Origin of the sequence: Caballeronia sp. INML2 (assembly GCF_023631365.1) — a bacterium.
GTDB classification, from domain to species: Bacteria; Pseudomonadota; Gammaproteobacteria; order Burkholderiales; family Burkholderiaceae; genus Caballeronia; species Caballeronia turbans.
In genome coordinates, this window is the sequence record NZ_JALQDH010000088.1 from 61,524 (window position 1) to 74,216 (window position 12,693).

Below are 12,693 nucleotides of genomic sequence, written 5' to 3' on the forward strand. Positions count from 1 at the left end.
CTTCGTCGCATCGAATCTTTGCGCGTAACCGAGCTGCCGAAAGCTCTCAATCACGAAGTCGATGAATACGCGCGTCTTCCCCGGCAGAAGCCACCGCGAAGCGTAGTAAAGCGTATTCGTGCCCGCGTCTGCATGGCATTTGGGCAGCATACGCACAAGCTCGCCGTCAGCAAGATCCGGCAGTACGTCGGAAGCGCCAGCATCGCGACATCAGTTCACCCCCGAGCGAGACGAAGCACATCTGCGAGGTCGGCACACTGGGACGTCATACGCTCGGTCGGCGAGTTGGTCGAGAATGCTGCGGAGCGCGCCGCGGGATGGGTTCGTCGTCGATTCATGTGGCAGCATGCGTCGAATTGCTTCACGTGAAGAGAGACCGGCGCACCACGCGGGCATGGCCCTGAGTATGTCGACGCTCGAAAAATTAGAAACATCGTGCCGATCGGGACCATCACGCAAGGCGGGATCCTGCGCGCGCGGACCCGGTTTTATGCGCGCCAGTTTAGCGCCAGAAATGCAGCTATTAGGAGAATGAGAGTTATCTCAATAGTTGAGTCTTGATGGCCCCCTCCGGTAAAGTTCCAGAATGAAGTGGATCAATCGATACTGATCGTAGTCCCCGACGAAATCGGTAGAGTGAACCCCGCTCCGAAGATGCCTTCACGTTGCCGTTCTGGCCTAGCCCGTGAAACTGACTAGCACGTGCACGGTATCCAGGGAGATGTGCTCAAGCGCCAACGATGCAACATTGTTGTCTTTAGCTCTTTTCGTCCGGTGCTGGCGCAGGCGGCACTCCGAGCGAAAGCGATCCGGAAGAGGCGTTGTGTTGCGTGCAGTGCCTTGTGGCGGATCGCCGGACACAAGGCATCGGATCACCGCTGATGACAATTCGGCGCGGTTGCATTTCCATGACAGATCACCTGAACTCCATGGACCGCTGAGTCATGGCGTTGATTCTGATCACAGCGCTCTCTCAATCCTTTCAGCTACGCGTATTAAGACCGTTAGGAAACGGCCTATCAATTCATTTACGCTTACGCGCGCTGACGACACGCTCACACTCAAAGCTGCCTCGATGCTGCCTTGTCGATTCCGAACCGGCACGGCGATCGCTCGCATTCCCAATTCGAGTTCCTCGTCGCTGAGGGCGTAGCCGTCTGAATTGACGCGGCGGATCGCATCGAGCACCTGCTCGGGCTCAGTGATCGTCCGCGAAGTGAGCTTTGTCATAGGCAACGCCAAGATAACCCGCTCAATCTCTGCGTTCGTTTTCTGGGAGAGCAATACGCGACCTGTCGCAGAACAATAAGCAGGGAGGCGGCCACCAAGCTTAGCCCCCGTCGATACGATGCGGATTGCCTCGGCGCGTCCGACAAACACTGATTGGCCATCGTCGAGCACGGCAAGAGATACCGACTCCTGGAGCTCGTCGCGCGCAGCCGCAAGCAGCGGCTGCGCAATCTGTGCAAGCGACGACGTACTTAGGTACGCGCCTCCCAACCTCAGCATGCGAGGCAGCGGTGAAAAAAACTTACCGTCGTGGGACAAGTACCCCAAGTCCACAAGTGTAAGCAAGCAGCGTCGGGCGGCCGGACGCGTGACGTTAGCTAACCGGGCAGCCTCGGCGACGGTCATCCGTGGGGACGCTGGACTAAAAGCCTCGATGATGGCCAAACCCTTCGCCAGTCCACCCATTCCCTCGCGTAAACGGGACCCGGAATCATCTTCCATTTCAGATTCTTGCTCGCAGCCTGGCGCGCCGGCGGCGTCGTAAGCGTTGACTGCTTTCTTGGGGGATGTCATGATAGTTCTATATCCGAACAATGTACGGTATTCGAACACAATAACCCAGCCGTGTCAAATGTCGAGCAGATCAGATTCGAGTCGCCCGACGCATCAAAACCCGAGCAAGGAGAACCACTTGAACTTCATCCCTATCAATTCGGCGCCTCGTGCAGACGTCCGTTGGCCTGAGGAAGGATTAACGCGTGTGCCCTATACGGTGTTCCAAAGTAAAGCGGTTTATGCGGACGAGCAGGAGAAAATCTTTCGAGCTGCGAATTGGAATTTCCTATGCCTCGAAGTAGAAGTACCGAACCCAGGCGACTTCCGCTCGACGTTCGTTGGTGACACGCCGGTCGTAGTCACACGTGATGAAGATGGCGAAATTTATGCCTTTGAGAATCGTTGTGCCCACCGCGGCGCGATGGTGTGCCTGGAGGATCAGGGCAATACCAAGGATTTCAGTTGTGTGTATCACGCCTGGACCTATAACTTGCAGGGGGACTTGAAAGGTGTCGCCTTCAAGGACGGTATCAACGGCAAGGGGGGCATGAAGCCTGATTTCTGTATGGAAGATCACGGGCTACGCAAGCTACGTATCGAAACGCTGCACGGGCTTGTGTTTGGTAGCTTTTCGGACGATGTGGCGCCGCTGGAGGATTACCTCGGCGAAGAGATCGTGTCACGCGTCGCACGCATTTTGGATGGTCGGGTTCCGGTGGTGCTAGGCCGATTTACTCAAACGCTTCCAAACAACTGGAAGCTTTACGTTGAGAACGTCAAAGATTCCTATCACGCGAGTATCCTGCATCTATTTTTTACTACGTTCCAGTTGAACAAACTTTCGCAGCGCGGTGGAATCATTGTTGACCCAAGCGGAGCGCATCACGTCAGTTTCTCCGCGGTGGACCATACGAAGGATGACGCGGGAAGCGACTATTCGAAGCAGAACATTCGCTCGGAGAGCGGACATCGTTTAGAGGACGTGTCCATCCTCAAAGGCAACGACGAGTTCGGTGATGGCATTACGCTGCAGATCCTGTCCGTGTTTCCAGGCTTCGTGCTACAGCAGATTCAAAACGCCATCGCCGTGCGTCAGATCTTGCCGAGAGGCATCGAGGAAACCGAGCTGAACTGGATATATCTCGGATTCGACAATGACACGCCGGAGCTGCGGGAAATGCGCTTGCGGCAAGCTAACCTGGTTGGCCCCGCGGGATATGTCTCGATGGAAGATGGCTGCGTCGGAGGCTTCGTTCAGCGTGGTATCGAAGGCGCGGAAGGATCCTGCTCGGTACTTGAAATGGGTGGCGACACAGCCGATAGCAGCGAGAGCCGTGTAACAGAAGCCTCCATTCGAGGCTTTTGGAAGGCGTATCGCCACGCTATGAACTATTGATCGCAGGGAACCCCATCATGCAAGACGTTTTTCAGTTGATTGCGCGAGCGCAGGCTGAGTATGTGCGCTGCATAGACGATGGAGATCTCGCCGGATGGCCAGACTTCTTCGTCGACGAATGCATCTACAAAGTGACTACGGCTGAGAATCACAAGCGAGGTCTCGAGGCAAGTCTGATCTATGCGGCGTCGCGCGGCATGCTAATGGACCGGGTCGCGTCGCTGCGGGATGCGAACATTTACGAGCGTCATGCGTATCGACATCTACTCGGACAGCCCTACATCGTGTCGGAGGACCTCGACGTCGTCCGCAGCGAGACTTCGTTTATGGTCGTGCGCATCATGCGCGACGGAACGAAGAGCCTCTTCGTCACAGGGCGCTATCTTGATGCTTACGTGCGTAATGGGAACAGCGTGCGATTGCGTGAACGCGTTGCCGTGTGTGATAGCTCGCGCATTGATACTCTGCTCGCGTTGCCGTTGTAGAAGGTATTGCGTCCATGGTTGCGCGGGGTGTGCGCAGCCTTCATGACATCACGCCGGAATCGATACGAAAGCTAGTACGGACCGGTTAGCGATGAGTGTCCGCGAGCAATGTAAGCGTGCAGGTCACTCGTCGCCGTCAATGTTCATAAGGAGTGAATGTGGCTCATCATATCAACGTCGCCGCGAGCGACATCAGCTTCCAGTGCAACGACGGCGAGACCGTTCTTGATGCCGCCGAGCGGGCCGGCTTTGCACTCCCGTATTCATGTCGCAAGGGTGTGTGCGCCGAGTGTGTCGGAGAGGTACTCAATGCGGAAGGGACGGAGAAGGCGCTCTTTTGCTGCACGCGTCCGACGACGGACTTGACCATCGTGCCTCGCAAGATCGAGAAGCGGGAGCGCATCGCGCGCAAGAAAGTTGATGCCTCGGTTTTTCGAATCACGCAGCCTGCGCCGGATGTGACAGTCCTACAACTTCGCCTGCCGATTGGAGTGCGCGCAAAGTTCAGAGCCGGCCAGTACCTGCAGGTTCATCTCGACGACAACACGGTTCGGAACTATTCGATGGCCAACCCGCCGCACCAGAATGACAGCGTGCATCTACACGTGCGCCGCGTGCCAGGAGGCCGTTTCTCGGACGGGGTGCTGAAAGAACTCGCAGTGGGAAGCAAGTTGCGGATAGAGTTGCCCTACGGCGAGTTCTTCTTTCGCGACGGGTCTACAAAGCCGGTAATCCTCGTTGCAACGGGAACGGGTTTCGCGCCGGTGAAGTCCATCATTGAAGATGCGCTCAAGCGCAAGTTTGCGCGTCCGTTGAAGTTGTATTGGGGCGCTCGCAACGAGAGTGACCTTTATTTTTTGGATCTTGCGCGTAAGTGGCACGTCGAAGGGCACGTCGAACTCGTGCCTGTGTTGTCGCATCCTGACGCAATATGGGCTGGCCGCACAGGTCTTGTGCATCGCGCGGTACTTTCGGATCATCCGTCGCTCACTGCGTATCAGGTCTACGCATGCGGTAACCCGGCGATGACGCGTGCTGCACGTACGGAGTTCATCCGTGCGGGCCTGCTGGAAGATGAGTTTTTCTGTGACGCCTTCGTCCAGACCGACGTGCTCGAAACTGTGCTCTAAGAATGGTCGATTCGCCCCAAAAAATTCTGGTCTACGCCCCAGCACAACGAAGAACTTGCACTACCTTTGTGTTCCCTGGCATGTGGTCGAGCGCACGGCTCAACAATGCGACCCTGTCGTTCGTATCCGTACCGTTTTGCCTTCCGACTTATACAGCTTAACCACAAATCCATACGCCATCCGGCTTTGAAAGCTCTAAATGAGCAGACGTCTGCGATTGTCCGCGCTGACATCTATAATGCTGAGCAATTCCCACGACCCGACGGAAGCGGGGCGAATCCAACAATTTTTCGAAAAGATCATTCATGAAAGCCGCGTTCTACGAAAGACAAGGCGATGCCGTCGATGTCCTCAGGATCGGCGACTTCCCTGACCCATTACCGGCGCGTGGCGAAGTACGGGTCAAGATCGCGGTCTCCGGTCTGAATCCGTCCGACATCAAGGCCCGTACCGGCTTCACAGGTGCTCCGATGCGTTTCCCACGGGTGATTCCCCACCAGGATGGCAGTGGAACCATTGACGCGGTCGGCTCCGGTGTATCAGAGGAACGGATCGGAGAAAGGGTATGGGTGTTCAAGGCACAAACAGAACGGCCTTTCGGCACTGCGGCAGAATATGTAGTCCTCCCGTCCCGCCTGGCGGTCCCGCTCGGCAACGATGCATCGTTCGAGACGGGGGCATCTATTGGGATTCCAGCGATTACCGCTCACCGCTGCCTGTTCGCCGATGGCGATTTGCGTGGAGGGCGTGTGCTAGTGCATGGTGGCGGCGGCGGAGTAGGTACGGCCGCGATTCTCCTTGCGAAGTGGGCAGGCGCATGGGTCGCCGCGACGGTGAGTAACGAGACCCAGGCCGATGCGGCCAGAAACGCAGGTGCCGATGTCGTAATTTTTCGCCATTCAGAGGATGTTGCGCAGCGTGTCCTGACGGCCACAGGGGGTGTAGGCGTCGACCGTATCGTTGACGTCGACATAGTCGCGAATGTGCACATCGATCTTGCCTGTCTTGCAACGGACGGCGTCGTGACTGCTTATTCCAGTAGTCGTTCAGATGCGACGCTTGAAATACCCTTCCGTCCAGCGATGTTTGGCGGTCATGTTTTTCGATTCGTGTACCTTTATTCGATGTCCGAGAGGTCGATTCAAGACGCAGTGCGGGATATATCAGCGTGCATCAGCGCCAGGGCATACTCGCCGACGATAGGGCAGCAGTTCCCGCTCGAAAAAGTCGTGGATGCGCATCTCGCGCAGGAGAGCGGGACGGTGGTAGGGAAGATTCTTGTGAAAATCGGGAGCTAGCCTTCATGGGATGGCTATGATCGGCCCGGGTGTTTAGGTTGCATCGAGGCGTGACGGTTTATCGAGCGATCCAACGTCAGAGTCCGATGGCCCGGTCCTGCCTTCGTCCGACAGGCTGAGCGAGCTTGGTGAAATGGTAAACTGAGCGTACTTACGGGGGGCGGCGGAGATGAATTCAGAGAAGTCGACAGAAGAAGTCGCGTATCGCAATCAAGCGGCGCAACGAGTCCTGTCGGTTCTGAGCTTCCTGATCGACGAAGAGGGCAGCACGAGTGTCTCGCGGTTGGAAGCCGAGCTGTCACTCAGCCGCATTATCATTTCCAGGGCCTTGGATACGCTAGAGTCAGCGGGCTTCGTGATCTCCTCCGGTGACAAGAAAACGGTTTCGTTGGGTTACCGCGTTCTTGGACTGAGCAACGGCAAGGTCGACGACTTCGACATACGGGCACTTTGCCATCCGTATCTCATTGCCTTGCACGAACTTACCGGCGAGAGCGTCTTTCTCTCGATTATTGCCGGGGACAACCGAGTGCCGGTCGAGGTGATCGAAGCGAAGGGGCCGCGCGTCGCGCATAGTCAGCGAGGGCTTTCCGTGCCTTTGCATGTCGGCAAGACGTCCAGGACGCTGCTTGCATTTCTCGATGACCAAGACATTGAAGACTTCTTGCGCGCTGCTGCGCCAATCGATCAATATGTCGATTTCTCCACCGCGTCCAAGTACGAAACCGTGGATGACGTCTGGAAAGACATCCAAACCGTTCGAAGAGACGGATCAATCATGTGGCACGGCGCAGAACAGTTTGGCGCGCTTTACCTCGCATTCCCATTACTTGACCGGGCCAACCGTCCTCACGCGGCTATCACCATTGGCGGTCCGCGTGAAAGGTTCAGTCAAGCGCGGGCAGAAGAATTACTTCCGCAAATACGGACGATCCTGCGCCCGCTTCAAGAGCGAGCCCGATTGATACCGGCATCGCCGATCTTTGTGACACGTGAACACTCATGAGCAGTTCCGCGCTTCGAGCTCTGACGCTCCTTGAGATCATATGCACCGCTGAAGCGCCGATCGGCGTCACGGCTCTCGCCAATCAGCTTGGCCTTTCTGTTGCGACAGTATTTCGCAGTCTAGATGCGCTTGAGCGCCTAGGTTATGTCGCTCGGTTCCAGTCTTCCACTGACTTCGTTGCCGGTGATACGACAAAACGATTGCGTCAGACGGGATTCGCGCGTTTTTTTCTTCGCGATGTCGCTCTGCCGTACATGAGACAGATTGCGTTTGCGACTGGAGAGTCGGTGACGCTGACTATGCCTGTCGGTTGGTATGGTGTCACGGTTGCGACCGTTGCAGGGACCAATCCAATCAGGACGGCCTCTGCGGTGGGTTCCATCGGCGAATTATCGCGTGACCTTCCATCGAAAGTACTCTTGGCTTCGTTGGACGGACTAGAATATCAGCGCTTTGTCGCATGGGCTAGGAAGGAAGGAGTAACGCTCAAGAACGATCTGCCTCGCGAGCTGGACGCCATACGCTCCAACGGATATGGATGCGAGGCATTCAAGTTTGCGGAAGGACGAGCATCGATTGCGCTGCCAATCCGCTTGAGTAGCCGCACGCTAGGCGTCCTCGCCATCGAAGGCCCTGTGCTTGATTCTCAGAATCAGCGTGCCGACGATGCGAAGATCCGCGACTGGCGTCAGATCGTGACGTCGATTGAGACCAGAATCGCGGACCAGCCGGCATTGTTCGAGAATCCGTATGCTCACATCGATCCCGACACTATCAGCTTGCCGGTTACGCAAGTCCGGTAGCCAGTGCTGTAGTCGCGTGCCGATCGATCCAGATGACTGACCTGACTGACCGGCATTCGCTTATCACCTTGAGTGGGTTGCGCCTCGAACGGCGCAGGATTATTCATCGTCTGTGTCGATAGACTGCGATTACGTTACCGCGGCCTCTGTACGCTTGCTCTCGCTGTAAATCCAACGCATCACGAACGTCACCGCAGCGCCGAGGAGCACTGGAGCCGCCGCGATTCGAAAGATCTCGTCGATTGACAGTTGGGCGCTGTATAGCACGCCAGCGAGCAAGGGCCCGAGAATTCCGCCCAGCCGCCCCATGCCAAGGGCCCAGCCTGTTCCGGTCGCTCTTAAGCCCGTGGGATAAAAGTGGATCGCGAGCGCGATTGTTCCCTTTTGTCCGCCGCTTACGCAAAAGCCAACTGCAAACGCTGCGCACATCAGTACCTTTGGTTCTGCCGAGATAGACGATGCCATCCATAACATTGACGCAGCGCCGCCGAGATAAAGCGCGGCGAGTGTCAGGTAGGGCCCGGTCCGATCCATCAACGGCCCGATGACAAACGCGGCACAGAAGCCGCCTATCGTAGTCAAGGTCGTTACCCATACGATGGAATCTGTCGCGTACTTCAAAGAGTGAAGCATAGTCGGCAGCCAACTTTGAATGAAGTAGAACACGCCCAGATTCAGGAAAACGAGTATCCAGAGACAGATGGTGCCTCTGCGCTCGGCCGATCCAAGCAAGCCCAGCACGCCGATACGATCACATTCGGTCGTCGAGTTGACGAAGCGCGCGCCTCGAATATTGGGCAGGGTGGGGTAGTGACGGCGCAGAAGTTTTTCGACTGTGTCGGTTCGCCCTTTGCGCAGTGCAAAGTAGATCGATTCCGGCAGAAATTTCCAAAGAAGATACGTCAGGGCGAGCGGTGTTACTCCGCCAACGAGAAACACCGACCCCCAGTGGTAGCGCGACAGCAAGGCGCCAGCAACGAATCCTGACGCGACAAAACCGAGCGAATAGCAGCAGTAAATCAACATCACCGCCGTGGCACGAAACCTTTTCGGACTGTATTCCGAAGTTAATGCGATCGCGCTCGGAATGGCACCACCTAGGCCGATGCCTGCCAGAAACCGGAACGCGATGACCTCCGACACGTTGGTGGCGAAGGCTGTCGCAAGCGTGAACAGCGAGAACACGACCCAAGAGGCGATCATCAGTCGCTTGTGACCGATGCGCGGGGAAAGTGGCGATACGACGAGAAATCCCACCATCAGTCCGATCAGCGCGGCGGAAAATAACGGACCGAGTTCCGCGCGCTTGAGCTGCCATTGGGCGGCTATGTGAGGAACCGCATAACTGATGCACTGCGTGTCGAAACCATCGACGAAGAGGACAAGACCGCAGAGAAGAATGATGAGGTAATGCCGCTTTCCCATCTTCCCTTCATCGATTAAATCTTCGATACATAAGGTGCGTCCCGTCACAATCGTCTCCTTGTTTTCATATAGGAACCCTCATCGATCACCGCGCTTGAAGTGGCATGGGGGGTGTGTCATGCCGCTGGCGGGTTCGCAGTGCGAGGTGAGATCTACGTTGCGAACAAACACTATGTGAAATGTCATTTCACATATATTCATCCTAGGGTGTGGTGGCGTCCGTTGTCAACTAATCTCTTCCGCCTCATTGGACAGGGCCGTGGCGATGCCTGCGATTGGACGCTTGGTGACCAAAATCTAAGGATTTGGAGCATTGACGTCGATCCCAGGCAGCTCATATTCTGAATTAAGTGAAATGTATTTCACATACTGTCAGGGAGAGATATGGCTACTAGCAGGCTTACCGTCAACAAACTTGATATCGATGTCCTTCGCGCCGGTCATGGCCGTGCGCTGCTCTTTCTGCATCCGCATCTCGGGCGCGCCAGTTCAGTGGACGTGCTGACTGCTCTAAGCGAGTCATTCGATGTAATCGCACCGTCCCATCCAGGCTTTGATCAGTCGTCCATCAATGACGATTTCGATTCGGTCGACGACCTCGCGTACTTCTATCTCGATCTGTTGGGGGAGCTCGATCTAAAAGATGTCGTTTTGGTCGGAAGCTCATTCGGAGGCTGGGTCGCGTTGGAGATGGCGGTGAAGTCCGTCGAGCGCATCGGTCAGGTCGTTTTGATCGACTCAGTAGGTGTCAAGTTCGGACACCCGACAGATAACGACATTGCCGACGTGTTTTCGATGTCGGAAGCGGCCTTCGCCGAACATGCCTATTTCGATCTTCGCTTCGCGCCTCCGCCGAGGGATCGGCTCACTGACGAGGAGCTGTTGACCGTTGCCACGAACCGCGAGGCTTCCGCGCGATTCGCATGGCTACCGTGCCTTTACAACCCTAAACTCAGGCAGCGACTGGGTCGCGCGGACAGACCTACGTTGGTTATCCAAGGTGCGAATGATGCAATAACCGCGCCTTCATATGGTCGTGAGCTTGCTGCAGCGCTGCCGTGCGCCGAGTACCGCGAGATCGTCGACGCGGGCCACTTTCCACATATCGAACAGCCTGCCGTGGTTGCGCGGGAGATCGTCAGCTTCGTCCAGCGAGTCGCGTCGCAACATGAAGCAGCCGTGTCGATCGAGCAGTGAAACGTCAAGGAGGTTAATAATGAATGTCTTCTATTTCACCGAGCAGCCTTACCCCGATGCTTGGAATCCCGAGGCAACGTCGCTGCGTGTGACGCTGCCGAATAGCGAGTGCGATCCTTCGGTGATGGCCGACTTATATGCTCGCTACTTCGACGAATGGATGCTCGCGGATGAACTCGGCTTCGACCTTATGGTCAACGAGCATCACGCCACGGCCACCTGCTTGTCATCCGTCGCTGGCGTCACGTTATCGATTCTAGCAAGACAAACGAAACGCGCCCGCCTGCTCACGCTCGGTTATCCGATCGCCAATCGGCTGGATCCGGTACGAATCGCGGAGGAACTCGCGATGATCGACGTGATCTCCCGCGGCCGGCTGGAAATGGGCTTCGTCAGAGGTGTCCCTTACGAACTCGGTGTCACGCAGAAATCCGCTGTCGGCATGACCGACCGTTTCTGGGAAGCGCACGACTTGATCTTGAAGGCGCTGAGCACGCGGGACGGCCCCTTCAACTGGCAGGGAAAGCATTTCCAGGCGCGCAATGTCAACGTCTGGCCTCGACCTTACCAGGATCCGCACCCGCCGGTCTGGATCTCCGGACGAAGCCGAAGCAACATCCGCGATATTGCGTCGCGCGGACACGTCTTCGCCACGTTCCTGAGCGGAAAGCAGACGGCAGGCATGTTCGACTACTACCGGGAGGTTGCGGCCGAGCTCGGACATGCCACGCCTTCTGCGGATCGCTTCGCCTACCTCGGGATCGTCGCCGTCGCTGATACGCATGACAAAGCCATGCAGCGCGCACGGATCCTCGTGAATTACCTGCGAACCTCGGCGCTGGTTGCCGAGCCATTCGACAATCCGCCCGGTTATATGTCAGCGGCCGACAGTGCGCGCATGATGCGGGCGAATGGAAAGCGCACCGCGAAGTCAGCATCCGGCAAAGCGGTCGATGTTCATAGCGGCTCGATCGAAGAACTCATCGATGCCGGTGCGATGTTCGTCGGCACGCCGGATGAGGTGTATGAGCAGATCGCCGCTTTCGATGACGACGTAGGCGGCCTCGGCAACCTTCTCATGATGGGCCATGCCGCGTCGCTCTCACATGCCGACACGGTGGACAACCTGACTCTGTTTGGCAAGGAAGTATTGCCTCGCCTCAAGCAGCGCTCGGCGTCGCGCATCACTGTCTCTCGTGAGCTCGAACAGGCAGGCACGTAAGCAGCAACGGTGTTGGTGGTGAACCTGTCGGGTCCGAGTGCCGGCTCAATGGTTCGCCGCCGCTCGTCTAGAACTGTTCATGGTCGCTTCTTACCAATCTACGGATTTGCAATACATGTCTCCAATGCAAAGTGCCCAAAGCCGGTTCGAGACGGTCAATGGGCTCAAGACGCACTACCTCGAAGGGGGCAAGGGACCGGCCTTGGTTCTTCTTCATAGCGGGGAGTTCGGTGCCTGTGGCGCGTTGAGCTGGGAATGGAACTTCGACAGGCTGGCAGAACATTTCCGCGTGATCGCGCCCGATTGGCTCGGCTTTGGTCAAAGCGAAAAGGTATTTTTCTTCGAAGACATGTGGAACGCCAGGGTGAACCACATGAGCGCCTTTCTTCGGCAGATCGGGGTAGAGCGCGCTCATTTCATGGGCAATTCCATGGGCGGCACTGTCCTCGTCAATGTTGCCGCGAGCGATGACAAGCGTTGGCCGATCGATCGCATGATCCTGGTCAGCGGCGGAGGGCACGTCCCGGAGAACGACGATCGCAAAGTGCTGACCGACTATGACGGTTCGGAGGAAGCAATGCACCGCATGGTCGACGTGCTCATCAAGCGTCCTTCGCTGCGCAACGACCTCGGATATATCAAGCGGCGTCACGCCTTGTCAATCGAGAAGGGCGCCTGGGAGTGCGTGGCGGCCGCTCGATTCAAGGCGCCAGTGCGCGCGGCGCGGCCTCTGGTGGACAAGCATCCAGACTATTCTCGCATCGATGTTCCGACGCTGATCGTCGCGGGACATCAGGACACGCTTCGTGAGCCCGGCTACGCGCGGCAGTTGCAGAAGCAAATCGGCGGTTCCGAGCTCCTGATGCTCGACGGCGGACATTGCCCGCAAATCGACGTGCCCGACGTGTTCAACGAAAGGGTGCTGACGTTTCTTCTATCGTGAATT

At 56.9% G+C, this 12,693-nt stretch carries 11 protein-coding genes; 9 read left to right on the forward strand and 2 right to left on the reverse strand.

Annotated features, from left to right (window positions below):
• Positions 1-960: 960 nt before the first annotated feature.
• Positions 961-1,803: an IclR family transcriptional regulator C-terminal domain-containing protein gene (locus NCT32_RS29685; RefSeq protein ID WP_250490899.1), complete on the reverse strand. Its 843-nt coding sequence runs from the start codon at positions 1,801-1,803 to the stop codon at positions 961-963.
• Positions 1,804-1,921: 118 nt separating this feature from the next.
• Here NCT32_RS29685 and NCT32_RS29690 point away from each other — a divergent pair, with 118 nt between their 5' ends.
• The 6 genes from NCT32_RS29690 (at position 1,922) to NCT32_RS29715 (ending at position 7,903) form a co-directional block, all read left to right on the forward strand.
• Positions 1,922-3,181 (forward strand): aromatic ring-hydroxylating dioxygenase subunit alpha, encoded by a 1,260-nt coding sequence (locus NCT32_RS29690; RefSeq protein WP_250490900.1) that lies wholly within the window; start codon positions 1,922-1,924, stop codon positions 3,179-3,181.
• Between the two features lie 14 nt (positions 3,182-3,195).
• Positions 3,196-3,666: an aromatic-ring-hydroxylating dioxygenase subunit beta gene (locus NCT32_RS29695; RefSeq protein WP_061119843.1), complete on the forward strand. Its 471-nt coding sequence runs from the start codon at positions 3,196-3,198 to the stop codon at positions 3,664-3,666.
• Positions 3,667-3,824: 158 nt separating this feature from the next.
• On the forward strand, positions 3,825-4,796 hold the full coding sequence (locus tag NCT32_RS37490; protein WP_061119735.1) for an FAD-binding oxidoreductase: 972 nt from the start codon (positions 3,825-3,827) through the stop codon (positions 4,794-4,796).
• A gap of 305 nt (positions 4,797-5,101) precedes the next feature.
• On the forward strand, positions 5,102-6,094 hold the full coding sequence (locus NCT32_RS29705; protein WP_061119736.1) for an NADPH:quinone reductase: 993 nt from the start codon (positions 5,102-5,104) through the stop codon (positions 6,092-6,094).
• A 169-nt stretch (positions 6,095-6,263) separates the two neighbouring features.
• Positions 6,264-7,100 carry an IclR family transcriptional regulator gene (locus NCT32_RS29710; protein ID WP_061119737.1) on the forward strand — a complete coding sequence of 279 codons (837 nt, stop codon included), beginning with the start codon at positions 6,264-6,266 and terminating at the stop codon, positions 7,098-7,100.
• Complete coding sequence (locus NCT32_RS29715) at positions 7,097-7,903, forward strand: IclR family transcriptional regulator (RefSeq protein WP_250490902.1); 807 nt, start codon at positions 7,097-7,099, stop codon at positions 7,901-7,903. Before NCT32_RS29710 ends, NCT32_RS29715 begins: the two co-directional genes overlap by 4 nt.
• 129 nt (positions 7,904-8,032) lie before the next feature.
• Here NCT32_RS29715 and NCT32_RS29720 read toward each other — a convergent pair whose 3' ends face one another.
• Positions 8,033-9,376: an MFS transporter gene (locus NCT32_RS29720; RefSeq protein ID WP_250490903.1), complete on the reverse strand. Its 1,344-nt coding sequence runs from the start codon at positions 9,374-9,376 to the stop codon at positions 8,033-8,035.
• A 336-nt stretch (positions 9,377-9,712) separates the two neighbouring features.
• Here NCT32_RS29720 and NCT32_RS29725 point away from each other — a divergent pair, with 336 nt between their 5' ends.
• The 3 genes from NCT32_RS29725 to NCT32_RS29735 all read left to right on the forward strand — a co-directional run bounded on the left by NCT32_RS29725 (position 9,713) and on the right by NCT32_RS29735 (position 12,690).
• Complete coding sequence (locus tag NCT32_RS29725; protein ID WP_061119740.1) at positions 9,713-10,525, forward strand: alpha/beta fold hydrolase; 813 nt, start codon at positions 9,713-9,715, stop codon at positions 10,523-10,525.
• Positions 10,526-10,544: 19 nt separating this feature from the next.
• Entirely contained in the window at positions 10,545-11,747 is a 1,203-nt protein-coding gene (locus NCT32_RS29730; RefSeq protein WP_250490904.1) for an LLM class flavin-dependent oxidoreductase, read from the forward strand.
• Positions 11,748-11,862: 115 nt separating this feature from the next.
• Positions 11,863-12,690, forward strand: coding sequence for an alpha/beta fold hydrolase (locus NCT32_RS29735; RefSeq protein ID WP_250490905.1), 828 nt, complete (start codon positions 11,863-11,865; stop codon positions 12,688-12,690).
• Positions 12,691-12,693 lie beyond the last annotated feature (3 nt).